General features: G+C 41.4%; 24 protein-coding genes and 1 pseudogene. 9 read left to right on the plus strand and 16 right to left on the minus strand.

The window, feature by feature from the left end:
* Positions 1–338: 338 nt before the first annotated feature.
* The gene (gene orn, locus AAEY99_RS16265; protein WP_351000892.1) at positions 339–884 is read right to left on the minus strand and encodes an oligoribonuclease; all 546 of its coding nucleotides are present in this window, start codon (positions 882–884) and stop codon (positions 339–341) included.
* A gap of 112 nt (positions 885–996) precedes the next feature.
* Here orn and rsgA point away from each other — a divergent pair, with 112 nt between their 5' ends.
* The 7 genes and pseudogenes from rsgA to AAEY99_RS16300 all read left to right on the plus strand — a co-directional run bounded on the left by rsgA (position 997) and on the right by AAEY99_RS16300 (position 9406).
* Positions 997–2058: a small ribosomal subunit biogenesis GTPase RsgA gene (gene rsgA, locus AAEY99_RS16270; protein ID WP_101085231.1), complete on the plus strand. Its 1062-nt coding sequence runs from the start codon at positions 997–999 to the stop codon at positions 2056–2058.
* 55 nt (positions 2059–2113) lie between these two features.
* The gene (gene asd / locus AAEY99_RS16275; RefSeq protein ID WP_101085230.1) at positions 2114–2980 is read left to right on the plus strand and encodes an archaetidylserine decarboxylase; all 867 of its coding nucleotides are present in this window, start codon (positions 2114–2116) and stop codon (positions 2978–2980) included.
* Between the two features lie 5 nt (positions 2981–2985).
* Positions 2986–3858: pseudogene (locus AAEY99_RS16280) on the plus strand (DMT family transporter).
* Between the two features lie 18 nt (positions 3859–3876).
* Entirely contained in the window at positions 3877–7113 is a 3237-nt protein-coding gene (locus AAEY99_RS16285; RefSeq protein WP_502959506.1) for a mechanosensitive ion channel domain-containing protein, read from the plus strand.
* Between the two features lie 24 nt (positions 7114–7137).
* The gene (locus AAEY99_RS16290) at positions 7138–7872 is read left to right on the plus strand and encodes a glycerophosphodiester phosphodiesterase (protein ID WP_162023872.1); all 735 of its coding nucleotides are present in this window, start codon (positions 7138–7140) and stop codon (positions 7870–7872) included.
* Positions 7873–7905: 33 nt separating this feature from the next.
* Positions 7906–8859, plus strand: a complete 954-nt coding sequence (locus AAEY99_RS16295; RefSeq protein ID WP_351011233.1) for a D-2-hydroxyacid dehydrogenase — start codon at positions 7906–7908, stop codon at positions 8857–8859.
* 355 nt (positions 8860–9214) lie between these two features.
* A complete protein-coding gene (locus tag AAEY99_RS16300) occupies positions 9215–9406 on the plus strand; it encodes a bacterioferritin-associated ferredoxin (RefSeq protein ID WP_011638763.1) in 192 nt (63 codons plus the stop codon).
* 86 nt (positions 9407–9492) lie between these two features.
* Here the strand turns inward: AAEY99_RS16300 and parC are convergent, their stop codons facing one another.
* The 7 genes from parC to nudF form a co-directional block, all read right to left on the minus strand.
* A complete protein-coding gene (parC, locus tag AAEY99_RS16305; protein ID WP_351011234.1) occupies positions 9493–11796 on the minus strand; it encodes a DNA topoisomerase IV subunit A in 2304 nt (767 codons plus the stop codon).
* Positions 11789–12889 carry a PQQ-dependent sugar dehydrogenase gene (locus AAEY99_RS16310; protein WP_351011252.1) on the minus strand — a complete coding sequence of 367 codons (1101 nt, stop codon included), beginning with the start codon at positions 12887–12889 and terminating at the stop codon, positions 11789–11791. Before AAEY99_RS16310 ends, parC begins: the two co-directional genes overlap by 8 nt.
* A gap of 108 nt (positions 12890–12997) precedes the next feature.
* Positions 12998–14884 carry a DNA topoisomerase IV subunit B gene (gene parE, locus AAEY99_RS16315; RefSeq protein ID WP_101085223.1) on the minus strand — a complete coding sequence of 629 codons (1887 nt, stop codon included), beginning with the start codon at positions 14882–14884 and terminating at the stop codon, positions 12998–13000.
* Between the two features lie 70 nt (positions 14885–14954).
* Positions 14955–15527 (minus strand): YqiA/YcfP family alpha/beta fold hydrolase, encoded by a 573-nt coding sequence (locus AAEY99_RS16320; RefSeq protein WP_162023876.1) that lies wholly within the window; start codon positions 15525–15527, stop codon positions 14955–14957.
* Positions 15528–15591: 64 nt separating this feature from the next.
* Positions 15592–16431, minus strand: a complete 840-nt coding sequence (gene cpdA, locus AAEY99_RS16325) for a 3',5'-cyclic-AMP phosphodiesterase (RefSeq protein WP_101085221.1) — start codon at positions 16429–16431, stop codon at positions 15592–15594.
* Between the two features lie 35 nt (positions 16432–16466).
* Positions 16467–16904 (minus strand): DUF1249 domain-containing protein, encoded by a 438-nt coding sequence (locus AAEY99_RS16330; RefSeq protein WP_162023877.1) that lies wholly within the window; start codon positions 16902–16904, stop codon positions 16467–16469.
* Between the two features lie 39 nt (positions 16905–16943).
* On the minus strand, positions 16944–17570 hold the full coding sequence (nudF, locus tag AAEY99_RS16335; protein WP_101085219.1) for an ADP-ribose diphosphatase: 627 nt from the start codon (positions 17568–17570) through the stop codon (positions 16944–16946).
* A gap of 424 nt (positions 17571–17994) precedes the next feature.
* Between nudF and tolC the strand changes: the two genes are divergently transcribed.
* Entirely contained in the window at positions 17995–19290 is a 1296-nt protein-coding gene (tolC, locus tag AAEY99_RS16340) for an outer membrane channel protein TolC (RefSeq protein ID WP_162023878.1), read from the plus strand.
* 139 nt (positions 19291–19429) lie between these two features.
* On the opposite strand, the gene AAEY99_RS16345 is transcribed toward tolC, so the two are convergent.
* From AAEY99_RS16345 to AAEY99_RS16355, 3 genes are read right to left on the minus strand one after another with little or no spacing between them, the layout of a single operon-like run.
* Positions 19430–20164 (minus strand): TIGR04219 family outer membrane beta-barrel protein, encoded by a 735-nt coding sequence (locus AAEY99_RS16345; protein WP_351011236.1) that lies wholly within the window; start codon positions 20162–20164, stop codon positions 19430–19432.
* Positions 20165–20166: 2 nt separating this feature from the next.
* Entirely contained in the window at positions 20167–21138 is a 972-nt protein-coding gene (locus tag AAEY99_RS16350) for a DUF2333 family protein (protein WP_101085216.1), read from the minus strand.
* A 12-nt stretch (positions 21139–21150) separates the two neighbouring features.
* A complete protein-coding gene (locus AAEY99_RS16355; RefSeq protein ID WP_182743155.1) occupies positions 21151–21639 on the minus strand; it encodes a copper chaperone PCu(A)C in 489 nt (162 codons plus the stop codon).
* 35 nt (positions 21640–21674) lie between these two features.
* Here AAEY99_RS16355 and AAEY99_RS16360 point away from each other — a divergent pair, with 35 nt between their 5' ends.
* Positions 21675–22412: an enoyl-CoA hydratase-related protein gene (locus tag AAEY99_RS16360; protein WP_182743153.1), complete on the plus strand. Its 738-nt coding sequence runs from the start codon at positions 21675–21677 to the stop codon at positions 22410–22412.
* A 72-nt stretch (positions 22413–22484) separates the two neighbouring features.
* Here AAEY99_RS16360 and AAEY99_RS16365 read toward each other — a convergent pair whose 3' ends face one another.
* From AAEY99_RS16365 to AAEY99_RS16385, 5 genes are all read right to left on the minus strand, one after another.
* Complete coding sequence (locus AAEY99_RS16365; protein ID WP_011638776.1) at positions 22485–22685, minus strand: PspC domain-containing protein; 201 nt, start codon at positions 22683–22685, stop codon at positions 22485–22487.
* A 181-nt stretch (positions 22686–22866) separates the two neighbouring features.
* The gene (locus AAEY99_RS16370; RefSeq protein WP_059744650.1) at positions 22867–23172 is read right to left on the minus strand and encodes a hypothetical protein; all 306 of its coding nucleotides are present in this window, start codon (positions 23170–23172) and stop codon (positions 22867–22869) included.
* Positions 23173–23905: 733 nt separating this feature from the next.
* Positions 23906–24955 (minus strand): tRNA dihydrouridine(20/20a) synthase DusA, encoded by a 1050-nt coding sequence (gene dusA, locus AAEY99_RS16375; RefSeq protein WP_351011238.1) that lies wholly within the window; start codon positions 24953–24955, stop codon positions 23906–23908.
* Between the two features lie 455 nt (positions 24956–25410).
* Positions 25411–25926: a hypothetical protein gene (locus AAEY99_RS16380; RefSeq protein ID WP_351011240.1), complete on the minus strand. Its 516-nt coding sequence runs from the start codon at positions 25924–25926 to the stop codon at positions 25411–25413.
* A gap of 245 nt (positions 25927–26171) precedes the next feature.
* A complete protein-coding gene (locus AAEY99_RS16385; protein ID WP_351011242.1) occupies positions 26172–26567 on the minus strand; it encodes a cupin domain-containing protein in 396 nt (131 codons plus the stop codon).
* Positions 26568–26851 lie beyond the last annotated feature (284 nt).

Here is a 26851-nt window from a genome sequence, read left to right on the forward strand (position 1 = left end):
GACATATCAGGTTCGAACTGATGACCTATACCTTGGCAAGGTATCGCTCTACCAACTGAGCTAATGTCGCGTACTATTTGCTTCATTGTAACAATCAACAAGGTATCGTCTTTCAACCTATGCCAACTGAGCTAATGTCGCGTACTGGTTGCTTCATTGTAACAATCAACAAGGTATCGTCTTTCAACCTATGTCAACTGAGCTAACGTCGCATACTTTCAAATTTCATTACAACTTTCTATGACTCAGAGTTTGGCGCTCTGTAGAAAGTTGAGGCCGCATTATAGGTAAATTTTACTATGCTGCAACCCCCTTTTTAAAAAAAATTGTTCGATTGGTTAAATTTTAAATACTTCTTTGCGATAAAACTGCATTTCAGCAATAGATTCCTTAATATCTTCTAATGCTTGGTGAGTATTTTTCTTGCTGAAGCCATTCATTGTTTCAGGACTCCAACGACGAACCAATTCTTTAACTGTGCTGACATCAATGTTGCGATAATGAAAGAACTCTTCAAGTTCCAACATGTACTTATTCAAGAAGCGACGATCTTGACCAATACTATTACCGCACATTGGCGATGCGCCTTTAGGCACGTACTGAGCTAAAAAATCAATCGTTTGTGTTATCGCATCTTGTTCAGAACATTTACTGGCACGCACACGGTCAACTAATCCAGACTCTCCGTGATGTTTTTGGTTCCAATCATCCATGCCTGCTAGTACTTCATCGGTCTGATAAATGGCTAGAACAGGGCCTTGAGCAATGATATTGAGTTCTTGGTCGGTCACTAAAGTTGCAATTTCAATGACTCGATCGACATCTGGTTCTAAGCCTGTCATTTCCAAATCAACCCAAATTAGATTATTCGCATCAACAGCCATTTATGCCGCCTTATGTTATCTGTCGCCTAAATTCAGGCATTTTTATAAAAGAGTGTGTATCATACTGTTTTTTTGACACACAAAAAAACACCTATTTAATGAAGATAAGCCAGTGAGTAAAAAGAAACCCCTAAGCCAAGGCCAATTACGCCGAATGCGAGCGAATCAAACCAAGCGATTAAAGCGCGGTGACGATGACACTCAACAAGCTGAGTTACAGGATAACCTCTTAGGCCCTGAGCAAGCTGGAGTGGTTATTTCGCGCTTTGGTCAGCATGCCGACATCGAAACAGCTGACGGTACTGTATCGCGATGTAATATTCGCCGCGCAGTGACCAGTTTAGTTACTGGTGATAAAGTGGTGGTCCGATTAGCGACAGAAGTCCAATCTGGCTCCAGTATCGGTGGTATTGTTATCGCCGTTCACCCTCGAAAATCTTCTTTAACTCGACCAGATTTATACGATGGCGTAAAAATTATTGCCGCCAACATCGATCAAATCTTAATTGTGTCATCGGTATTACCCAGCTTTACCACTCAAATTATTGACCGATACTTAGTGGCTTCAGAAGATACAGATATCACACCGATCATCATTCTCAATAAAATTGATTTATTGGATGACACTAATCGTGATGAAATAGAAACGGCATTAACGCGTTACCAAAATATTGGTTATCAGGTTTTCCGCGTCAGTAGTCACACCGGTGAAGGCGTTGAAGACCTTAAAGAATTACTCAATAACAGCGTCAGTGTTTTTGCTGGTCAGTCTGGTGTTGGCAAGTCTTCTTTAATCAATGCATTAATGCCTGATGCTGAATTGTTGATCGGAGATGTCTCTGGCAACTCAGGTTTAGGACAGCACACTACAACCACAGCCAAATTACTGCACTTTGTCAGCGGCGGTGATTTAATCGACTCACCTGGTGTTCGCGAATTTGCCTTGTGGCATTTGGATGCCATCAGAGTGGGCTGGTGTTTTGTTGAGTTTAGAGACTTTTTAGGATCGTGTAAGTTCCGCGATTGTAAACATGGCGACGACCCAGGTTGTGCTTTACAGCAGGCTTTAGCTGATGGAAAGATAACTCAAGACCGCTTTAGTAATTACCAACGTATTATTGCCAGTTTAGACGAGCAACGTCATGCACGACATTTTCGTGCTATTGATGAATAATACTCAATAGAATAATATTTTATGGTTCAACCAGATTAGAGAAAAGGAAAATACATTGGACTCAATTAAAATTGCTTTGCAATACATGCTACCAAAACATTTTCTGTCGCGTTTAGTGGGTAAGTTTGCTGCTGCGGAAGCAGGCGCTATCACCACGGCAGGAATTAAATGGTTTATCAAACAATACAAAATTGATATGTCTGAAGCACAGCAACCTGAGCCCGAAGCCTATAAAACGTTTAATGCATTTTTTACCCGTGCATTAAAGCCTGAACTCAGACCTATCTGCACAGAAAGTAATATGATGGCGCACCCTGTTGACGGTGCGGTAAGCCAATGTGGACCCATTGAAGCGGGCAATATTTTCCAGGCTAAAGGCCACACTTATACCTCTGAAGCATTGTTAGGTGGCAATAAGGCCGATGCTGCACGCTTTGATGGTGGGGATTTTGCCACCATTTATTTGGCCCCAAAAGATTACCATCGCCTGCATATGCCTATTACAGGTACATTATCAAAAATGACTTACGTGCCAGGTGATTTATTCTCGGTTAATCCACTTACCGCTCAAAACGTGCCAGGACTGTTTGCCCGTAATGAACGTGTTGTAGCTATATTTGAAACCGAAGTAGGTCCACTAGCAATGGTACTAGTTGGTGCAACCATTGTTGCCAGTATTGAAACCATATGGTCTGGCACAGTAACACCGCCAGGCGGTAAGCAAGTATTTAGCTGGGACTATCCAACCACGGGTCCAGAAGCGGTCACCTTAGAAAAAGGCGCTGAAATGGGCCGCTTTAAACTAGGCAGTACTGTGGTGATGTTATTTGCCCAAGATGCTATTGAAACATTTGCAGATGGTGTTGAACCAGGTGCAACAACTCGTATGGGTCAGCCGTTCGCTAAACTCACACAGCAGTAACCAACATGACAACAACTAAACCACACTCTGGCTTAGTTGAGTTACATATAGCCGTACTGCTCTTTGGTGGTACGGCTTTATTTTCTAAACTCATTCCCCTTAGCGCACTTAACATTACCTTTTTGCGCTGTATCATCGCCGCAATAGTACTCGCTGCAATGATTAAAACGACCAAACGCCCACTTAGATTACAACGCCAACAAGATTATTGGGCGGCCTTAGCGCTAGGCACTTTAGTGTGTCTGCATTGGGTAACCTATTTTGCAGCTATGCAGTTGTCATCTGTCGCCATTGGCATGATTGCATTTTTTACTTATCCCGTCATGACGGTATTAATCGAACCATTAATCAATAAAACGCAGCTCAAACTTGTCGATGTAATATCCGGTATCGCGGTATTAGCAGGCGTAATAATGCTGATCCCTGAGGCAAATCTGAATAACGACACCACCTTAGGCATTGTCGTTGGCGTTATTTCAGCAGCTTTATTTACCTGCAGAAATTTGCTTCATAAACGAGTATTTTCGCAATATAGCGGTCCGCATGCTATGTTTTATCAGACACTGATAACGTTAATTCTATTGAGTCCTTGGCAAGATGTCCCTGCACAGTAAATTAGCCAAACCACTTGGGGATTGATTCTGTTACTTGGCATAGTGTTCACCGCCTTACCTCATGCGTTATTTACTACAGCACTGCGTTTTTTAAGCGCTAAAACAGTGGGGTTAGTGTCGTGTTTACAACCGTTTTATGGTGCAGTGCTCGCATTATTGGTTTTAGACGAACAACTCACAACACCAACCCTTATCGGCGGAACCATTATTGTGGCAACGGCTTTATTTGAAACCCAACAAAGTCATCAAAAAAGTAGAGCATAATCACGCAAATTTGCTACCATGGCCTTACTCCAACCTGAGCAAAGTATTATGTTACGTTTAGCGTGTTTATTCTTGTGTTTCCTTATAGTTAATACACTGTCGGTTTCTGTATTCGCCAATACTCCCCTAACCCTAGATAAGCGCTTGGGGCTCAATAGCCAAGCCGAAAATCAGCCGCTTGATATCACATCTCAAATTGCAGAACTGCAAAGCAGCATTGAAAAGCTGCAAATAGAACAACAAACCTATACCAATATTGAACAATCTAACAACGAAACCAAACTATCACTTACAGGGCAGCTACGTGAAGCGCAAATAGAATTGAGTCTAGATGCGGATATAGACCTTGATCAGCAAGCTTCAATGGCCTACTTTCACTTATCGGAATTAAAAGAGACTGAGTCGAGCCTTAATGATAAGTTGCGCCTAATTTCACAACGTCAGACATTATTACCAGACTTAATCGTTCAGGCACAAAATGCCTTAACTCAACATAATAAAACCCTCCAAGTCCCGATTGAAACTCCGTTAGGTCAACGTAACAAACTTCAAGCAGAACTGCTAACGCAGCATATTGCGACCTTAGAATCGGAACGTTTAGCTAACCCTAAGCAATTAGAGATCACCCAACTACAACAACAGCTCAATCGTTTATCGTTAAGCCAACAAGAAACCTTTATCGAGCTTATCAACAAACATAATATTGAGTATCGTCAGCAGCAAACCGCAGACACCATAGCCAACAACTTAATTGATGCCCAAGAGCTAGCCGACCCATTGTCTCAAGATTTAAGCAAATTGAATCAACACTATGCAGAACAATTACAAAAACTTACTAGCAATATAAAATCTGCGATAGAGAAACAGCAACGCATTGAAAAACGCTATCAATCGCAAAATGCACAGCTATCAAACGTGCTTGAGCAAATTACCTGGGTTAAAACTAATTCTGCATTTGGCGATCGTTTTTTACAAATGCTGCAATCATTGCCGAAACCGCCCAATCTCGACAAATTGCAAACTGAATTAGCTGACACACGGCTAGAGCGCTACCAATTAGAACAACAACAAGCGTTAAATAGTCAGCAACTCGATGACAGCGAAATGTTTAATGAAACCCAAGTCAAATTATTGCAATCACAGCAAGTATTGATAGAGCAGCTACTGCAAAGCTATGATCGATATTTAGCTGAATTTGCAAAATTGCGCATTGGGTATGAACAGTTAAATCAACTGCATAACACATTAAAAAACACTCTTAATGAGCATTTGTTTTGGGTACCTAACGCCCCTAGCATTGGCGCGTTATGGCTAATTGATTTAAGCCACAGTAGCGTTTGGTTGCTGCAACCGAGTCAGTGGCAGTCATTACAACAAGCGTGGTCCGAACAAAGTAATTATTGGGCTTGGTGGGGAATTTTATTATTGTGCTGTTTAATGGCACAAGACATGCTGACACCTAAGTTCAATAAAGCGATTGGGCGCTATGCCATCTTTGTCGGTAATGTGACTCAAGATAAATTTAAATACACCATCAAAACCTTAATCATCAGCTTAGTGTATGCCCTAATAAAACCCTTACCGGTGATCATGGCTGGGTTTATATTCTCGCGATCAGAGCAAAACATGGTGTATGCCGTCGGAGTGGGCATCTTAGCCATTGGTGTCTGTTATCTCATTTATCAATTCTTTTACTTATTAACCGTTGATAAAGGCATTTTGATTAGCCACTTCAGACGGCCCAAAAAAATTGTTAAACAAGCACAACAAACCATGGCTTCATTTGTTATGGTATCGGCACCATTAATCGGCTTAATGGGTTTCACCGAAGCACTAGATACTTCATTAGTACGCAACAGCCTTGGCCGCGGGGCATTTATCGTTTTCTGTATTGTGTTATGCCTGTTGTATAAAGATATCATGTTACTTATTGGCCAATATCGTAAAAATAAGCCTAACGCCACTAACATGGAGTTGATTCAAAAAGCGGTATGGGCACTTCTAGTTGTCACGCCAATTTTTAGCGCTATCTTAGCGGGAATAGGTTACTACTTCACGGCTTTCCAGCTGCTATTACAGCTACAAATATCGGTACTGTTAGGCTTAGGTTTCTTACTCACCTATCAGCTCATTAAACGTTGGATGTTAATCGAGCGTCGCTTAATAGCCTTTGACCGTGCCAAAGCTAAACGTGCAGAGCGTCTTGCACAGCGTGAAAGAGGCGAAATGAATAATGAGCCGATAGAAACCTACGAAGAACCCGTCGTTGATTTAGAAACCATCTCTAGCCAATCGTTAGGCTTAGTAAGATCGATCCTAATCTTAGCTTTTTTTGCCAGCTTATTAGGCATTTTGGCGCAAACGCATACCGCGGTATTCTCATTTTTAGATGGCATTACCTTATGGACCACCAATAGCAATGTAAATGGTATTGAGCAACAAGTGCCCATTACATTAAAGTCGATTTTATTTGGCATCATGTTAGTCGGGTTCTCAGTCGTTATTGCGAAGAATCTACCCGGTTTACTTGAATTAATGCTCTTACAAAGACTCGATTTATCACCAGGCACAGGTTTTGCGATTACCACGGTAAGTAGCTACCTTGTGGTATTTTTTGGCACGTTGTTCGGTTTTTCAACCTTGGGCATGGAATGGTCAAAATTACAGTGGTTAGTTGCCGCATTATCAGTGGGCTTAGGTTTTGGCCTCCAGGAAATTTTTGCCAACTTTATTTCCGGTATTATCATTCTATTTGAAAAACCGATCCGTATTGGCGATACCGTCACCATTAGAGATCTCACTGGTACTGTCAGTAAAATCCAGATTCGAGCAACCACAATTGTCGATTGGGACCGTAAAGAAATTATCGTGCCTAACAAAGCCTTTATCACCGAGCAATTGGTCAACTGGTCTTTATCAGATCCAATTACCCGCGTTATCGTCACGGTATCGGTGTCTCGTGATTCAGATCCAACCAAAGTAGAAATGTTATTGCATCAAGCGGTGCGCGAATGTGATTTATCATTAACTAGCCCAGAACCCGAAGTGTGGTTTGCTGGTTTTGGTCAACACACACAAGATTATGAAGTACGTTCGTATGCTAAAGACATGTCTGATCGTTGGCCGCTGCGCCATAATTTACATAAGCGTATTAGTAAAAAATTGAAAGACAATAATGTTGAACTTGCCTACCCTCAGATGGAAGTTCATATTAATCATGCGCCTAAAGAATCCACAGGATTATACAAGGGCTAAGCTAAGTATTGATTAAGGACACCTATGCTCGTTTTTGCTCACCGCGGCGCCAGCGGTTATGCTCCTGAAAACACCTTAGCCGCGATGGACAAAGCGCTCGACTTGGGTGTTAATGCCATTGAACTGGATGTGCATTGCGTTGAAGGTGAATTAGTGGTGTTTCATGATCGCCGCTTAGAAGGTAAATCAACCGGAACAGGGCTAATCCATTTAACCACCAAGGCAGCATTGGCTCAATTTACGGTTGGCGGACAAGCAATCCCCACATTGTGGCAAGTACTCGAACGAGTCAGTGTTAGCGGCAAAGGCTCGTGTACTATTAACATCGAATTAAAAGGCATTGGCTGCGTACAACCGTTTATTGCCTTATATCCTCAAGCCTTAGAGCAACTTAGTTTCACCCCAGAACAACTGTTAATATCATCCTTTAACCATCCTTATTTGGCGCAGATAAAACAGTCTTTTCCGCACGCGGTGATCGCACCATTATTAGCAGGCATTCCGCTCGATCTAGCTACAATAATGACCACACTTAATGCCTATTCAATCAACCTTGATGTTGGTTTTATTAATCAAGCCATTGTTGATGATGCCCACCAGCGAGGCGGCAAAGTGTTTGTTTATACGGTTGATAACCCACAAGATATTCAAGCGTTAAAAGCGATGGGCGTGGACGGTATATTCAGTAATTACCCAGATAAAGCCATCGCTGCTGCAATGATGCCGATAACAACCGATTATAGCGCTTGGTTTGAATAATCTAGTTATCCAACGTTCGACAATGAGGTTAATGTGGCACATAAACTGTTATTACTCACCAGAGAAAACGATCAATATAGGCAACTATTAACAAAACTTTGCCTGCCGAACCTCGAAATTGTTGACGATCTGATGGTTGATGATTCTGGCCATTACACCGGCGGCAATATTAACGATGCCGATATTTGGTTAGCAGAACCTCATCTAGCGGCTTCATTATTGCCGCATGCAACAGCACCAAAATGGTTACAATCTACCTTTGCCGGTGTCGATGCATTAATGCATCCATCGTTACCACATGATTATTTACTCACCAACATTCGCGGTGTATTTGGCCCGCTTATGAGTGAATATGTTTTTGGTTACCTGCTAAGCCATTATCGCCAGCATAATGCGTACACTCAACAGCAACAACAGCAGCGTTGGTTACCGGGTAGTTATGGTACTTTACAAGGAGTCAAACTATTAATATTAGGCACTGGCTCTATCGCACAGCACCTTGCAAAAACAGCCCATCATTTTGGTATGACTGTCAGCGGGCTTAATCGAAAAGGTGCTCCTGTTAGTGGCTTTGATAACATCGACACCATTGATAAATTAGCCGACTATTTGCCTCTAGCAGATGTGATTGTTAGCGTATTGCCCAATACACCTCAAACCAAGCACATATTAAATGCGGCTAATCTGTCGTTATTAAAAGCAGATGCCATGTTATTTAATATTGGCCGAGGTAACGCCATTGAATTAGATGCGTTACAAGCTGAATTAACCTTACAACCACAACGTCAAGCCATATTAGATGTATTCGAACAAGAGCCCTTACCTGCTGATGATCCACTATGGCATTACCATAACGTCACTATCACACCGCATATCGCTGCACCAAGCTTCCCTGAGCAAGTAACAAAAATTTTCAGCCACAACTATCAACTATGGCAACAATCCAAACCATTACAGTATGTGGTCGACGTTAATCAAGGTTACTAAAGCTGCAATCAACTTAGTATTAACAGGGAAGGCCAGCGGAGGTTTTGATCACTTTGGTGTATAACATCAAACATGTACTTAATCTAATCCAGCTAGCATCTAACATTAATCACTTTCACAGTCCTTTTCACTCACCTCACTAAATTCATTTATATCAATACGTTAATTAACAACCGGTTTATGCCGGGACTAATATCGCGGTGCTGGTTTATCGGAAAAAGGTGAGCCAGATCAAACTGTATTAAAAATGATCGCTACATAAGTAAAATAGTTATTGCCAATGATAACCGTTTTCATTTAGAATTAGATTACTTTCTAGCCCAGACCTATTTTTTTGAATGAAGAGGCTTTCCCTATGTTCGTTTGTCTTTGTCATGCCATTACCGACACTCAAATAAAAGCGGCTGTTAGCTTAGGTGACAGTTCGTTGGCCGATGTAAAGAAACGTCTTGGCGTTGCAGACCAATGCGGCAAATGTGCCCGCATGGCTAGTCAAATCATTCAAACACAGCTTGAGTACGAACCTAATTTCTATGAAGTTGCCTAGTCGCATTAATATATAAGTCGACTCTGCTTCCATAAAAAAATGCTGCTCATATGAGCAGCATTTTTTTATTCTACAATCCAGCAATCTTACTCGTTTATATCCAGATTATCGTCTTGCAAGCCGTCTTCTGCCAATGGTCCCATTTCGACATCAACACTGTCTACGCGTTGTAATCCTCTTGGTAACTTAGCACCACGTCGACCTCGCTCACCACGATAGTGCTCTAAATCGCTTGGTTTCAAGGTTAGCTTGCGCTTACCGGCCCACAAGGTTACCGCGGTATTGTGCGGCACTACATTTAAGTGCAAAAGTAACTCTTCACGATTTTTAGCGCGATCGGTTGGAATACCAATAATCTTATTGCCTTTACCTTTTGATAGCTGTGGCAAGGCATCTAAGCTAAACATCAACATACGGCCTTCAGAGGTAATGGCTAACAACGATTGCTCTGCCGTTTTATTGATTAACTTTGGCTGTAGAGCTAACGCATTGGTTGGCAGACTGAGTAGTGCCTTACCGGCTTTATTGCGGCTAACCAAATCTGGGTAAGCACAAATAAAGCCATAACCAGCATCGGTTGCCAACAAGAAGAACTGTTCATCTTCGCCCATGAGTACATGTTGCATCGTCGCGCCAGGAGCCATATTAAAGCGTGTGGTAATTGGCTCGCCTTGGCTGCGCGCCGAAGGCAACGTATGACTGTCTGTGGCAAATGCACGTCCAGTCGAATCTATAAACACCGCAGCTTGGTTACTCTTGCCCATCACGCTACAAAGATAACTGTCACCAGACTTATACGATAAGCCTTCTACATCGACATCATGGCCTTTAGCACAACGTACCCAGCCTTTGTCAGACAATACAACTGTGACAGACTCAGTTGGCGTTAACTCTTGCTCAGTCAGCGCTTTGGCATCTACACGTTCAATAATAGGCGAACGACGATTATCACCATAAGTCTCACCATCTTGGATTAATTCTTTTTTCACTAAGGTTTTCATGCGACGTTCTGAGCTTAACAATAACTCTAATTTGTCACGCTCTGCCGCAAGATCATCTTGCTCACCTTTAATTTTAAATTCTTCAAGCTTGGCTAAATGACGTAATTTTAACTCTAAAATTGATTCAGCTTGTTTATCTGACAAGTTAAAGCGTGCCATCAACTCAGCTTTAGGTTCGTCGTTATAACGAATAATTTCGATCACTTCATCAATGTTTAAAAACGCAATCATTAACGCTTCTAAAATATGTAACCGTGCTAATACTTTATCAAGTCGATATTGCAAGCGGCGAGTGACCGTTGTAAGGCGGAACTCCAACCACTCAGTTAACAGTTGTTTCAGGCCTTTTACTTTCGGACGACCGTCCAGTCCCAACACATTTAGGTTAACTCGAAAGCTTTTTTCAAGATCTGTAGTCGCAAATAAATGGGTCATTAGCTGATCACAATCAATGCGATTTGAACGAGGTACAATCACTAATCGCACTGGGTTTTCATGATCAGATTCATCACGTAAATCAGACACCATCGGCAGCTTTTTAGCCTGCATTTGATTGGCGATTTGTTCTAAAATTTTACCGCTACTGGCTTGATGCGGTAATGACGTAATGACAATCTCGCCCTGCTCTTCACTGTAAACTGCACGCGCTCTGATTGAGCCTTTACCAGTTTCATAAATCCGCTCAATATCAGCTCTAGGAGTAATAATTTCGGCTTCTGTTGGATAATCAGGACCAGGAACAAACTCCATTAGGCGGGCTAAATCAGCTTTAGGATTATCGATTAGCTCTATACAGGCGCCTACTAATTCACGCACATTATGCGGCGGAATATCCGTTGCCATGCCCACTGCGATACCGGTAATACCATTCAATAATATATGCGGTAATCGTGCTGGTAAGGTTACAGGCTCTTTCATGGTGCCATCAAAGTTAGGGCTCCAATCTACGGTACCCTGCCCTAATTCCGACAATAACACTTCAGAAAACTTTGATAATCTAGCTTCGGTATAACGCATTGCAGCAAATGACTTAGGGTCATCTGGCGCACCCCAGTTACCTTGGCCGTCAACCAGCGGATATCGATAGGAAAATGGTTGCGCCATTAACACCATAGCTTCGTAACACGCACTATCACCGTGCGGGTGATATTTACCTAACACGTCGCCGACAGTACGGGCTGATTTTTTGTGTTTAGATTGCGCTGATAAGCCTAATTCGCTCATTGCATAGATAATGCGGCGTTGGACAGGTTTTAGGCCATCACCAATGTGCGGTAGGGCGCGATCCATAATCACGTACATGGAATAATTTAAATAAGCCCCTTCGGTAAAGCGCCTCAGCGGCATTTGCTCTACACCATCAAGGCTTAATTCAATCGCATCACTCATTATTCGTTTCCTGTGATTGTTCGGGTGCATTATAAAACAAGCGGTAAATATTACCTTTTAGATCATCTGAAATGTACATTGCACCATCAGGCGCATTAATCACATCAAATGGACGTGCTACCGGAAATTCTCCATCCAGAAAACTCACCACGGTTTCACGTTTAATAATTTTGTTATCTTCCATTTCAAGCATCACAATTTGATAACCAACTTTACTTGAACGGTTCCACGAACCGTTTTCAGCCACAAAAATCTGTTTGCGATAACGTTCAGGAAATTGCTCGCCTCGGTAAAAGCTTAATCCCGTTGCAGCAACATGGGCTGGTAATTCAAATTCGGGCAGGGTGATGTTTAAATTTTCCGGTTTATCATAGGCGGGTTCAATAACATTTTTACCGTGCAAATAAGGAAAGCCAAAATGGCTGCCTTTAACGTCTAAACGGTTTATCTCATCAGCGGGAATATTATCGCCCATCCAATCTCGGCCTAAATCAGCAAACCACAACTTGTTAGTATCGGGTGACCAATCAAAGCCAATAACACTGCGAAGCCCAGAAGCTACTTGCTCACTGGCACCGGTATCGACATTAATCGCTAATATACTGCCAAATGGCGAAGCAGCCTCGCACACATTACAAGGCGATCCGATGGCAATGTATAAACGTCCGTCGGGTCCAAAATGCATCGAACGCGAATACTTTTTGTCTAAGCTTGGTAAATTTGAATACACTTCACGCGCACGGCTAGGGCGACGCAAGCGAGACTCAATCTCTTCAAAACGGATAATGCGATCGTCTTCAGTGACGTATAATGAACCATCATGAAAGGCTAACGCTTCAGGATAATCTAGGCCTCTGGCAATAAGATAACGTTTATCAACTTGGCCATTTTGATCGCTATCAACTAGCGCATAAACAGTGCCACTTTTTTGAGAGCCTACAAAAAGAGTACCCTCATCGCCTACAGTTAATTGCTTAATATCACCTAAATCGGAAGCATATAAACTTAATCCAAAACCTTTGGTAACGGTAATCATCACCGATTGCGCAGCAGAGGCTAAAATAGGCGTCAGGGCTAAAAACATAACCCCCATGAAGGCGAATTTACCGCCCAAATTTACGTAAGATCGTAATCTAATATATTGCATGCTAATTATCTTTTGCCTTATGTTATACATTATTATTGGCACTAAGAAACACGGCTAAAGTAACGCTAGGTCACCTTTGGTTTCTAACCAACTTTTACGATCCGGTGCACGCTTTTTGGCAAGTAACATATCCATTAATGCCACGGTCTCATCGGCATCATCAATGGTTAATTGCACTAAGCGTCTAGTATTGGGATCCATAGTGGTTTCACGTAGCTGCAACGGGTTCATTTCACCCAGACCTTTAAAACGAGTCACTTGCACTTTACCTTTTTTATTTTCTGCCGCTATACGGTCTAAAATACCGGTTTTTTCCGCTTCATCCAAAGCGTAAAAAACCTCTTTACCGATATCAATACGAAATAACGGTGGCATTGCAATATACACATGACCATTGTTAACTAATACACGATAATGCTTTAAAAACAACGCACACAACAATGTCGCAATATGCAGCCCATCAGAATCCGCATCGGCTAAGATACAAATTTTACCATAACGTAATTCTGAAATATCATCACTGTCAGGATCGCAACCAATCGCAATCGAAATATTATGTACCTCTTGCGACGCTAACACTTGTCCGGAATCAACTTCCCAGGTATTTAAAATCTTACCTCTTAGCGGCATAATCGCTTGAAACTCGCGGTCTCGTGCTTGTTTGGCGCTACCACCAGCAGAATCACCCTCTACTAAAAACAACTCTCCTCGCATTGGGTCTTGGCCGCTACAATCGGTTAACTTGCCCGGTAACGCAGGTCCAGAAGTGACTTTTTTACGCGCGACTTTTTTGGCTGCCTTTAAGCGCCGCAATGCATTGCCAATACACAATTCTGCCAACTGCTCTGCTAACTCAGTATTAGAATTTAACCACAACGAAAAGGCATCACGAGCAATACCAGAAACAAATGCAGAGCTTTGACGGCTCGATAATTTTTCTTTGGTTTGCCCAGCAAATTGTGGATCTTGCATTTTTATCGATAAAATAAACGCCGCACGGTCCCAAATGTCTTCGGGCGACAACTTAATTCCCCGAGGAACAAGATTGCGAAATTCACAAAACTCACGCATAGACTCAAGCAAACCTTGTCTAAACCCATTCACATGAGTACCACCTAATGGTGTCGGAATTAAGTTAACGTAGCTTTCACTTAAACTTTCGCCACCTTCTGGTAACCATGTAATAGCCCACTCAGCAGCTTCTAATTTGCCTTTAAAGCTGCCAACAAAAGGCTCTTCAGGTAATAAAACCGAGTCTTTTATCGCTTCTTTGAGGTAATCAGTTAAGCCACTTTCATAAAACCATTCATGCACATCACCATTTTGTTTATTGGTGAATTTAATCCGCAAACCAGGACACAATACCGCTTTAGCTCGCAGAATATAAATTAATTTACTGACCGAGAAATTAGGTGAATCAAAATAACTTACATCGGGCCAAAAATGCACTCGGGTCCCGGTATTGCGACGTCCACAAGTACCCGTCACCACCAACTCTTCGACCTTAAAACCATTCTCAAAGGCCATTTCGTATATTTGTGCATCACGGCGAACGCTGATTTCAACTCGGGTGGATAAGGCGTTAACAACAGAAATACCAACCCCGTGTAAACCGCCCGAAAATTGGTAGTTTTTATTGGAAAACTTACCGCCAGCGTGCAATTTAGTTAGGATCAGTTCAACCCCAGGAATGCCTTCTTCAGCGTGAATATCCACCGGCATACCGCGGCCATCATCGGTCACTTCAAGGGAATTATCAGTATGGAGTACAACTTCAATTTTAGTCGCATGTCCTGCCAGAGCTTCATCAACACTGTTATCAATGACTTCTTGCCCAAGATGATTTGGTCTAGAGGTGTCGGTATACATACCTGGACGGCGTTTTACCGGGTCAAGTCCATTAAGGACCTCAATAGCGTCAGAAGTATATTGGTTGCTCATAATCCACACATTTGGAGTTAAATAGAGCCAAAGTTAGCTCAAATTGATCGTTGTTTGTAACGGTAGAAAGTTACAACTGAATAAATTTACATATTTTGTCTAATTGTTGTTCATAGCCGACAAAACTGTGATCGCCATTAGGCTCTAAATGTAATTCACAGCTATGGTACTTATGTAATGCTTGTCGATAATCTAACACTTCGTCACCAGTTTGCAACAGCACCAGAAAACGATCCGGGTGCCGGATCACGTGAGTATTGTACAGGGCGACATCATCTTGATGCTGCGGCAACACTTGATAATGCTCATTGGTATAAGGATTATATTGAGGCCCGATAAACTCTTCAAATAATTCGAACGGTTTTACCGCCGGATTAATCAAAACAGCTCTGCCACCATACGTTTCGGTTAAATAACTGGCAAAATAGCCACCTAACGACGAGCCAATAAAGCGCAATATCTGCCCTTGCCGTTTCGCTTGCTCAGCGATGTTGCACAATAAAGCCATAGCAGCAGAGGGTGATGAAGGTAATTGTGGTTGGTGAAAGTCGACTTGTGGATAATGTTGCTGAATATAGTGTGCGGTTTGAACGGCCTTATCCGACTGAGGAGAACTATTAAAACCATGTATATAAAGCAGCATATTCCCTCGCGAGACGGTTAATCAATACTTAACGTCCCTTAGTAACATAAGATGACGCACTAAACTAGTATCCGCTGGCCTCATTATCGGGTGCAAATCGATTTCCAGGCACGCGATACACATTAGTACGAATGCTACCATCGCCTGCCAACTCCAGCAAACGATAACCCGGTTGACGATGATCTAAGGCGAAATAGGAGGATAATGGTTTAAACTGAATACACGTCGATGGTGTCGCCATTAGTGGAATAGGACCATGCGGTCCACGATGAATATTATCGACTTGTTGGTGTACGTGCCCCCAAAGAACGCCTTTCACTTGCGGGTAGCGACTTGTTCGTTGCAAAAAGTCTTCGCCATTCATCATGCAATGCTGATCTAACCAAGCGCACTGCATTAAAATAGGATTATGGTGCATCACTAATAACACATGTTTATCTGGTGTCGCCTTAATTGAAGCCTCGATCAATGCAAACTGCTGTTCGCCCATATAGCCACCAGGCTTACCACGAACAGTTGAATCAAGCATTAATATTAGCCAGTTACCAATAATTATCCGTTGTTGACCAAACACTTTTTCACCCTGCATACGCAGACTCATTAAGCGAGGATCATCGTGGTTTCCGGGTAAGTAATGACAAGGCAGATCTAACATCTCAATCTTCTGCACAAAGTGCTGATAAGACTCAGGTGAATAATCTTGGCTAATATCTCCCGTAGCCAATAAAATATTGGCGGGATATTGGGTTGCAATAAACGTATTCAACACGGCTTGAAGACTTTGTGCCGTATTAACACCAAGCAATTGACCTTCGGGATCAGCAAAAAGATGCGGATCCGTCACTTGTACTAATCGCACAGGCTCATTTTCAGCAACAGAATAATGCACTGCGTCTTTAAGCACAAAATATTCCTAACATGGTAAAAAGAAGAAAAAAGCTACGATTGGCAAGTCACTCTCAGAGACCCAATCTTCAACAGCTCCTCAAGGAATGCATTCACCTGAAATTTTTCATCGCTATGATGCATATGTATATTCGGGTAATCATACACTGGCTTTAAGCGATAAATCTGTTGGCTAGTTAACACTTCTGCTAATTGAGCATCATGATAGACACGAACAATTGCGTTTGGAGATTTAAAAAAATGTCCATTTGGTATAGGGCGCGATATTTCGATTAACTGAGTATATTTAGTATTCTCAAGAAGATTGATCGACAACTGGCCAAACTCACCTTCAACCTGCCAAGGCACATTGACCGTAATTTGATCGGGTAACCATTTTAAAATATGTGCATAATTTCGACCACATACCGCTAAAAACGCGCTGATATTGGGTTGATATTTTTGCTTGTTTCGCTGGTTAAACTCTGCCACTCAATCATTCCTATCTTGCTTATCACCATGTTCAATAAACTAAAGTGCGTCACGAATCTGTTGGTAGTTTAGCATCAACCATTGGATGCCTAATACCGTCGATGCATTGTCAATGCGACCATTATTAATCCATTCATAGGCTTGTTCACGGCTAACAACATGCACACGAATATCTTCATTTTCATGTTCAAGTCCGTGTATTCCGCCAGCTTTGGTCGTATCAACCTGCCCCCAAAACAAATGAAAACGCTCAGAAGTGCCACCAGGACTGACTAAGTAACTGTTTATGCGTGTTAAACCTAATAGACTTAATCCAGCTTCTTCGGCCAATTCTCGCTCTGCAACTTGTTCTGGAAATTCGCCGGGCTCAATCATACCTGCCACTAACTCAAGAAGCCAGATTGATTTAGTAGTTGCTAATGCAGGTACCCTAATTTGTTCGATTAATACAATTTCATCACGAACGGGGTCATAAGGCAGTACAACCACCGCATTACCGCGCTCAAAAACCTCACGGGTAATCTCACCACTCCAGCCACCTTTAAACAACTTATGCTTAAAGGTGTATTCGTCCAACTGGAAGAAACCTTTATACAACACTTTTTTAGATATCAAACTAAAACCTGACTCTGCGTCAAAGGTTGTTAACACCGATTGCTCAGACATATTTATCCTTGTCTATCAAAACATAAACTAACGGGTCATTTTAACAGTTTAAATTAACATAATTAAGAACTAAGCATTTGAGCTTGAAAAAGCAAAAACGGGTCTAATTAAAATAAAATCTGTTACACTTCAAATTTGACTTGAAAATGAAAAAATCACTACTATTAAGTAGTGCACAATATGTAGTAATCGACATGACATAATCGATATATTGTGAGCAATATGTAATCAACGATGATATGTCGACATTGAACGACGCTATCATCTGTAAATTATTGTGCATATTCATTAAGCAAGTGAGTTAACACTGATTGCCGCGTTAAGATTAAATGATGATAAATCATTCAATTAACCAAGAGCATGACCAAATTATAAGTTAATCAACACCTCAAATTACCGAGGAATTGTCTAAAAAGGGCAGCAAATGAAATTCAAAATTGGTTCATTATACGCAGCATTAGCATTTGCTATTGCAGCACCAGCAGTACAAGCTGACGATTTACTTCAAATATATCAGCAAGCACTCACTAGCGACCCTATCGTTTTACAAGCCAAAGCACAACGTGATGCGTTATACGAGAGTATTCAAGAAAACCGTGCACCGTTATTGCCAACCATCAGTGCAAACGTTGGTTATGCCAAAGCGTGGAACGATCCTTTAGCAGACACCGACGGTTTAACGGGTGGTGTTAGCTTAACTCAAGTTATCTACGATCATAGTGCATGGGTTGGTTTAGATCTTGCTGAAATGGCAGCATCTCAAGCCGACTCAACTTATGCATCGTCATTACAATCGTTAATCACTCGCGTAACTAAAGCGTACTTTGACGTATTAACGGCTAAAGATAACTACGAGTTCCAAGGTGCAGAAAAAGCCGCCATTGAACGTCAGCTTGAACAAACTAAGCAACGTTTTGCAGTCGGCCTAACCGCAATTACTGATGTACATGAAGCTCAAGCACAATATGACTTAGCATCAGCATTAGAAATTTTGGCTCAAAATACCCTAGACAATAGCTACGAAACATTACGTGAAATTACTGGTATAGATCATAAATCAATTGATATTCTTGATACTAACCGTTTTTCAGCCGTTACACCTGCCCCTGCATCGTCTGCTGCTTGGTTAAAAATGGCCGAAACCAATAGTATCGATTTAATGACTCAACGTATCGCTAAAGATATCGCCAATGAAACCATTAAATTGTACAAAGCTGGCCATATGCCTTCATTGAACTTCAATGCTGGTTACAACAAAGGCGTTGATCAAACGCCTGGTCCAGATTATGACAACAGCAATGTTGGTATCACGTTAAGCATTCCAATTTTTGAAGGCTTTAAAGTCACCTCTCAAGTGAAGCAAGCGCAATTCCGATATGTGGAAGCTAGCGAGAAATTAGAACAAACTCATCGTAGCGTTACCAAAAACGTGCGTAATAACTTTAACAACGTGAATGCGTCTATCAGTTCAATCAAAGCGTATGAGCAATCAGTTATTTCATCTGAAAGCGCGCTAAAAGCAACCCAAGCTGGTTTTGAAGTGGGTACGCGTACAATTGTTGATGTGCTAAACCGTACACGTGACTTATATGATTCAAAGCGTCAACTATCTGAAGCTCGTTATGGTTATATTAACTCTATATTAGCGCTTAAACAGGCTGCGGGTACGTTGAATGAAGATGATGTTATCTCGATTAACAGCGGACTTATTGCTCAATAAGCACTAAGCACTAAGCACTAAGCACTAAGCACTAAGCACTAAGCTTACACAAAAATAAGCTCCCACAAAAAAACCGCCAATTGGCGGTTTTTTTATAGGCATTACAATTATTTATATAATCGTTAAGCTCGATACCGAATTAGAAAACTAATTCAACACCAGCAAATGCACCACTAAAGTCAGTATTCTGAGAAACACCAGAGAAGTTGCTTACATCAAAATTGAACTCGCGGTAACCAACACGGATAGAAGTATCGACAGCTAATCCGTCAAACTGCCATCCTAAACCTGCACCATAGTCATATACATTAGATTCATCTACACCGATCATTACATCAGCAAAGCCAAACAAACCTAAACCAATCATGCCGACTTGTGCACTGGCGTATCCCATCACGATACCGCTATCGATATCCACCTCTTCTGGGTGACCGGCATCAGCAACACGTAATGAACCACTCATTAACTTGTATGCCGCACCTAAATCAACAGACACTAAGTCGTTATCGAGAATTTCGTAATACAATACAAAGTCAGTATTACTTAAGTCATTAGTCACTGAGGTTTCGCCAGTAAAATTGTGACCGTTAAAGTTAAAGTCGGCATTAGCAAGACTCGTGCTCGACTCAAGACGGTTTTCACGAATTTTAACATTAGGCACAAACGGCAATGGATGCTCAACAGCAATCCACACACTACCTTGTGAAGAATCATCATTAAAGCTGTGAGCAACACCACTATCATCATTAAATGCATTTGTGGTGTCTGCCTGCCAATAATCGGCGCCTACTTTAAAACCCAATACAGTTGCCGCATGAGCCGATGACACACTTAAAAGGCCCACTACAACTGTGGCAAGAAGAGTCTTTTTCATCATTATCCTTGTGAGAGTAAATTAGTTAAATCAATTACCGCGGCATTTGCACGCGAAATATAATTAGCCATCACCAACGAGTGATTAGCCACTAAACCAAAACCATTTCCATTAAGAACCAAAGGGCTCCAAACTGTTTGCTGAGTTGCTTCAAGTTCACGAATAATTTGACGTAAACTGACCTCAGCATTTTTCTTTTCTAACACATCGGCAAAATCAACTTCAATAGCCCGCATAAAATTCAATAATGCCCAGGCTGAACCACGGCTTTCATAAAATACATCATCAATTTTCCACCAGCTGGTTTTAATTTCATTACTCGATAAACCCGGTGTAGATTGACGCGCAGACTTATCACCTGCTAAATCAGTATTTAAGCGTTCTTGGCCCACACTGGCAGATAAGTGTTGCGACATACTGCCTAAGCGTTTCTGAACTTCTTTCAACCATTCATTGAGATTATCTGCACGAGCATAAAACTGAGCATTATTGTTATCAGCGTCGTTGATTTTAGCACGGTAAAGTTTCAATAATTTGATCGCATCACGATACTCACCTTCAGCACTTGGCACTAACCAACTAGTATGACCAATGTTTAACTTCGAATGAGCGGCTAACAAATCAGTGTCCGCCGTCGACTGCGACTGCGAACGACTAAACTCTTTACGCATAGTCAATGCTAAATCACGCACTTGCTCTAATGCACCAAATTCAAATGCAGGCATGTTATCCATCATTACCGACGGAGGCATAATATCATTAGATAGCCAACCACCTGGTTTATCCAGCAAGGTTTCCATGGTATCAATTAATGCAGTCGTTGTGGCATAACCCACAATTAACTTACCGTTATCGGTTTGCGACGAGACCGGCTTAATGGGATCCGGCTCAACGCTCCACCACACGCTAACAAAGTAAAGTACTAAACCCAGCACACCAACAACGGCTAAAATTTTATTCCTTGTTACTTGCATCAATATTGCTCCTTAATGATGGTGATGATGCTCGACATGTTCATCATGTTGAGCCGCGGTCTGTTTAAGCACTGTAAGCTCAATCATAAGATGTTGACCATCTTCAAAAATTAATTCTAAAGGCACTTTATCATCAATAACCAATGGCGCAGTTAACGACAACAACATCACATGGTCGCCAGTAGGTTGAAGTGTTAACGAACCGTGAGACGGTATAGTAAACCCTTCGACTTGACGCATTTTAACCATGCCATCTTCTTCTAAAATTGTATGTAACTGCGCTACTTTTGCCGCACTGGTCTTCACTTCAACTAACTTAACATCGCTGTTGTTATGATTTTCTAACGTAAAATAAGCGGCGGTATTAGGCACACTCGCAGGCATAGCTCTAACATGTCCATCGACCAGGACAACGTTAGCAGTGGCGGCGAATGATAATGATGATAACACTAAAAAGTTAAACAGATGTTTGAATATTGCTTTCAATGTCTTAAACTCCATGTAATCCCACTCGCGTTCACAACAGGAAGCTACGAATGAGTCATATTCAGGTAAGAGATGATCAAGGCGTGCGTATCATCAGTTTTAATCGTCCAGAAAAGCGCAATGCCTTTAATCTAGAAATGTATCAGCAATTCACAGAATACCTGATCCAAGGTGAAGCCGACAATGATATTCGTGCCTTTCTGTTCCATGGTACCGAAAACTGTTTTACCTCTGGCAATGATATCGTCGATTTTCTGCAAAGTGGTGCCTTAGATGACAATCATCCAACCGTTAAATTCTTGTTTTGTTTGTTAGATCTTAAAAAGCCTGTGGTTGCAGCGGTAACCGGAGCGGCTGTGGGAATAGGAACAACTCTACTATTGCATTGCGACTTAGTGTACGCCGACAATCAGGCTAAATTCCAAATGCCATTTGTCAATTTAGCGCTAGTACCAGAAGCAGCCTCAAGCATCTTGTTACCCTTAATTGTTGGCCAACAAAAAGCGGCTGAACTGATTTTACTGGGCGAAGCCTTTGATGCAGAGACGGCTGAAAAATTAACCATTATTAACCGCGTGGTTGCGCAAGACGAGCTCATTAGCTTCAGTCTAGCGCAAGCAAAAAAATTGGCAGCTCTGCCACCATTATCTATGCAAGCATCAAAACGGCTTTTACGTCATAACCAGGCAGAAGTTAAAGCTCAGATGAAATTAGAATTAGTTGAGTTTGCTGAACGCTTACAAAGTGACGAAGCAAAACAACGCTTCCAAGCTTTCTTAAAAAAATAACCACATACATCAATACATAACCTATCTGCGGGGTAATCAAACTTCCCCCGCTTACTCATTACTGGGCAAGCCTTAAAATCGAGATGTTTTTTGACTCATCACCACTGCAATCACAAAGTACGCAAGTAAACTAATACTTGGATTGGTTAGCACTAATCCTACTGTCACAATACGAGTCCAAAGTAATGACCAGCCATATTGTTTTGCTAACTTCGCAGATACGCCACATACAATTCGAGTTTCATCTTGTAATCTATTGATTAAACGGTTCATATTATCCTCTCGTACTTAATAAGGTTTATTCTAAAAGCAATGAGTTAAGATTAAGCTTGGTCATTAATGCTTGGCCAAAACAGCCAGCTGACTAACATCGCACACAATGCAAAACTGATAACTGGCAATAACAATAACGACATTAATGGCAGCACCAAGCCTATATTCATCGCCCCATCCATTACTTATTCTCAGCAGCTACAGCGGTACTCACTTGTGGTTGTTCAAAGCTAGCAAACTCTAAAGCTGAATTAATTTCAAAAACTTGTTCAGCAATTTGAGTTTGCAACGACAGCATTAACTCTTGCTTCACATTTGAAATCATCTCTTGGCTCGCTTGCGTCATATTCTGTTCTAGCGCAGCGACTGTATTAGAAATTGAAATTTCATCTGCTTGTGCCGAAACACTGGCGGTAACCAATAATGCTGCAGCAATTGATAGTTGAACACTACGGCGAATCACGTTGGTTGAAGTTAATGTAGACATAATGGCATCCTTTCTTGTGTTGGTTAATGGCAACTAAACACCCGTCTAGTTGATTACACAATAGGTATTACAAGCTGCGTGCCAACTTTTAAAAACCACTCTAACCACTTAATTTATAAAATAAATAAATTAATTATCGTTTATATAACTGAACTAAAGTCGTGAGCAAAAAACCAACAGGTAGTAAAATTAACCATATAGTTAGTGAAAATGACCAGTGATTTTTATTAAGCATCTTAGCAAGACTAAAACGTCGTCAGAAATAGCCCAATATTACCACCCACCGAAAAGCTACAGCGAAGTAAGTGCTTAGATGAGTGGCTGAAGTAGAGGTTAAATTAACGGCGAGATTAATAGTTGATGAATGTGATGGTTACGCTGACAGAGTTAATGATTGAGATAATGGGTGAGATAATAATTGAAAAAACGACAGCGTGAGTGACAGGTTTAGTAACTGGATTCGTGACAATCGTTACTGACAATAGTCAGTGACGGTCTAGTCTTTCTAGGTCTTATCATAGGTAATTGTCTTGGCCACTTTTGTCTAGCAGGCTTTATGGATTCTCGAGCTGATTTTACAAGCGAGTTAAAAATCAAAAAGCGCCTAATAAAAGACGCTTTTGATCTGCTAACGGCTATTGTTAATATAACCGTCTGGGCGTTTATTTGACAACGTATTCTATTGAAATACCTCGCGATATAACTTCTCGATATAACCTATTAATATAAAGTGTTATATCAAAGTCGATTCGTCACTGGCCAATGCTTCGGCATCAACAAACTCAGCGGCTTTAAGCACTACCCCAATATCAGCATTAGGCTTATGAGCATTCTCACTTAAATGACGACGCCAGCCACGTGAACCCGGCAATCCTTGAAATAAACCAATCATATGACGAGTAATGTGGTTTAACCGACCGCCTTGGGCTAAATGAGCCTCAATATACGGCAACATTTGCTCAATCACTTGCTGACGAGTAATCACCACTGTATCGAGTCCACACAATTGCTGATCAACTTGCGCCAATATATAGGGGTTTTGATAAGCTTCACGCCCCACCATCACTCCATCTAGCTGGGTTAGATGCAGCTTAGATTCTTCAAGGGTTTTAATGCCACCGTTAATGCTGATGTTCAAGTGTGGATAATCACGCTTTAACTGGTAAACCCGATCATAATCTAGCGGCGGAATTTCACGGTTTTCTTTCGGGCTTAACCCTTGTAACCAGGCTTTACGCGCATGAATAGTAAATGCACTACAACCTTGAGCGTTCACGGTTTCAATAAAATCCGTTAAAAACTGATAACTGTCTTGCTCATCAATCCCAATACGGGTTTTTACCGTGATCGGAATATCGGTTACCTGCTTCATCGCATCAACACATTGCGCTACTAACGCAGGTTCAGCCATTAAACACGCACCAAAGCGACCATTCTGCACTCTATCAGACGGACACCCTACATTGAGGTTCACTTCATCATAACCGCGCTCAGCAGCCAATTTGGCACACGCCGCTAAATCCACAGCGTTAGAACCACCCAACTGTAACGCTACAGGATGCTCTTGCTCGTTATAAGCTAAATAGTCGCCCTTACCTTGTAATATAGCACCCGTGGTGATCATCTCGGTATACAACAAGGCTTTGCTCGACATAAGGCGTGCAAAGTAGCGATAGTGGCGGTCAGTCCAATCCAGCATCGGCGCAATGGAAAAGGTGCGATCAAGCGTATCTGTTGGTATGACTAGCTTTGGTGTTGTATTCACTGAATTCTTTATACTCATAATTTGCGGTATTGATGCACCTTTTTAGGTGTATTTTAGGTAATAGTTTTTGCACAAGGAGCCAGTAAAAAAGTCATAAATTAGGCTAAAACAACTGGGCTGCCCTAAGTAATGTCTAATTATATCATTAACCCATCATCGAGAAGCAAGTGTCTACTGATTTAGGGAAAGATCACGGTGCGATAGAGTGTATACGTTGGTATGGCTAGCTTTGACGTTGTATTCACTGAATTAACACCTCTCACGTTTTTGAGTTTTTCACACATTTTAAGACGTTTTTAGAGGCCAGGGGAACCATAATGCATTGGGCAAATGAAAGTGGGGAACCAAAATTATGGCGTCTTATAGCATTCATAAACATGATAAAGCTGATGGTGCATGTAAGTACCGTTGCTTAATTCGCGTAAAGAAAGGCCACCAATTGGTAGCTACGGTTATTGATTAGTTTGTTTGGTTTACAGTTGTTTTAATTCAGACCTGAGTGCAGATATTTGACGATCAATTGATTCGACTTCTGTACTTCCCTGTTGCATAACTGCAGTCATTTCTTGCGCTAGACTTTGCTGCCAAGTTGCACCCGCTAAATTATTGTTAGCTCGCTTACCAGTGGTACGCAATTGATCGATTTTATCATCACGATCTTTGAACGCTTTTTTCCTTTCTTTTTCGAGGTTTCTAATGTCACGTTCAATTTTTTGTTTACGTAAGTATTGAGCGATTTCAGCTTTTTTATCACGCGCATTAACAGCACTATCCAGCTGCCTTGCATCTATGGTCTCGTTAGTTAGGCTTTCAGGGTAACCTCTCGATGGTGCAACCACGCTGCCTACATTACTTAAATCTAACAGTTCGCTTTGGTTGTCGCACGGGTCTGCTTGATACTTACCATCTGCACACTTATAGACTTCTGCAGAAGCTGAAGCTGAAGCTGACACCATTATTAAAATAACGATTAATGATTTTCCATCCATAGAACACCTCTTATTTAGTTATTTTTATTGTACAACGATATGATTTCTCATGAAATTAAAAAACAATCTAAAACAATAGCTTAAAGTTTAAATATGCAGAGTAATCCAAGGTTTATCTTCTTACTACCTTTCACAACGGCACATTGCACAACGGCACATTTCACGACAGCATTTTTGCTTAACCGAATCGGGCTGCTCGCGCTAATGGGTACTTAATACGGCTTCAGCCGACCTATCGTTATTTGTTATGTTCCGTTTGGCTTCTCGATACTATGCTCTGTTGGTTGCGGTGTTATTGTCATAATTTTAACACCTTCTGGTGATTCAAAACGGTGCCAAACATCTTGGGGGATAACCAACATTTGCCCCGTCGATAAAAGGTAACGTTGCTCTACGTTATCAACTAGAAGGACTAATGTCGTTTCTCCACCTAAAATCTGAACGAACTCATCACCTTTTGGGTGTTTCTCCCACTCACTAAAACCGGAATAATGAGCGATATATATTCCACCGTCTCTATATTCAGATAATAGCGCAAAAGCATTTTTTGCTTGTTCATTAGTGGTTTCTGGCGTTCTATGTTTCAGAAAATCAACTCGTGAAAATTGATCATTTATTGTGATTGCTACAGATTTCGACACTTGCTCGATCCTTGTGGTACATGACGTTTAGTCATTGCATTATTGATTTATCCTACATTTGCCATCTTATTGATGTAAAGCGATTAAATCATCTTAGCTTTTCAGGTAGCCAACACAGCGTTAAAAACATGAACTAGCTAATAGAAATTCCAAACTGAATCATTACAATTACAGTCAGCGACTTAACATAATGAACTATCCAACATCGGTATAATGGAAAAGAAGCGCACGAGCATAGCTATTGCTGTGCTTATCCGTTGGTGAGCCTCGCTTTGATGTGGCAT

The sequence above is a fragment of the Shewanella sp. S1-58-MNA-CIBAN-0166 genome, assembly GCF_040310085.1.
In the GTDB taxonomy this organism is placed as follows: domain Bacteria; phylum Pseudomonadota; class Gammaproteobacteria; order Enterobacterales; family Shewanellaceae; genus Shewanella.

Excerpts from the sequence above, each read along its gene's own strand:
- orn (WP_351000892.1), bottom strand. The coding sequence starts at position 884 with ATGGCTGTTGATGCGAATAATCTAATTTGGGTTGATTTGGAAATGACA.
- AAEY99_RS16285 (WP_502959506.1), top strand. The coding sequence starts at position 3,877 with ATGGCCTTACTCCAACCTGAGCAAAGTATTATGTTACGTTTAGCGTGT.
- AAEY99_RS16290 (WP_162023872.1), top strand. The coding sequence starts at position 7,138 with ATGCTCGTTTTTGCTCACCGCGGCGCCAGCGGTTATGCTCCTGAAAAC.
- AAEY99_RS16300 (WP_011638763.1), top strand. The coding sequence starts at position 9,215 with ATGTTCGTTTGTCTTTGTCATGCCATTACCGACACTCAAATAAAAGCG.
- parC (WP_351011234.1), bottom strand. The coding sequence starts at position 11,796 with ATGAGTGATGCGATTGAATTAAGCCTTGATGGTGTAGAGCAAATGCCG.
- AAEY99_RS16310 (WP_351011252.1), bottom strand. The coding sequence starts at position 12,889 with ATGGGGGTTATGTTTTTAGCCCTGACGCCTATTTTAGCCTCTGCTGCG.
- parE (WP_101085223.1), bottom strand. The coding sequence starts at position 14,884 with ATGAGCAACCAATATACTTCTGACGCTATTGAGGTCCTTAATGGACTT.
- AAEY99_RS16320 (WP_162023876.1), bottom strand. The coding sequence starts at position 15,527 with ATGCTGCTTTATATACATGGTTTTAATAGTTCTCCTCAGTCGGATAAG.
- nudF (WP_101085219.1), bottom strand. The coding sequence starts at position 17,570 with ATGTCTGAGCAATCGGTGTTAACAACCTTTGACGCAGAGTCAGGTTTT.
- tolC (WP_162023878.1), top strand. The coding sequence starts at position 17,995 with ATGAAATTCAAAATTGGTTCATTATACGCAGCATTAGCATTTGCTATT.
- AAEY99_RS16345 (WP_351011236.1), bottom strand. The coding sequence starts at position 20,164 with ATGAAAAAGACTCTTCTTGCCACAGTTGTAGTGGGCCTTTTAAGTGTG.
- AAEY99_RS16350 (WP_101085216.1), bottom strand. The coding sequence starts at position 21,138 with ATGCAAGTAACAAGGAATAAAATTTTAGCCGTTGTTGGTGTGCTGGGT.
- AAEY99_RS16355 (WP_182743155.1), bottom strand. The coding sequence starts at position 21,639 with ATGGAGTTTAAGACATTGAAAGCAATATTCAAACATCTGTTTAACTTT.
- AAEY99_RS16360 (WP_182743153.1), top strand. The coding sequence starts at position 21,675 with ATGAGTCATATTCAGGTAAGAGATGATCAAGGCGTGCGTATCATCAGT.
- AAEY99_RS16365 (WP_011638776.1), bottom strand. The coding sequence starts at position 22,685 with ATGAACCGTTTAATCAATAGATTACAAGATGAAACTCGAATTGTATGT.
- AAEY99_RS16370 (WP_059744650.1), bottom strand. The coding sequence starts at position 23,172 with ATGTCTACATTAACTTCAACCAACGTGATTCGCCGTAGTGTTCAACTA.
- dusA (WP_351011238.1), bottom strand. The coding sequence starts at position 24,955 with ATGAGTATAAAGAATTCAGTGAATACAACACCAAAGCTAGTCATACCA.
- AAEY99_RS16380 (WP_351011240.1), bottom strand. The coding sequence starts at position 25,926 with ATGGATGGAAAATCATTAATCGTTATTTTAATAATGGTGTCAGCTTCA.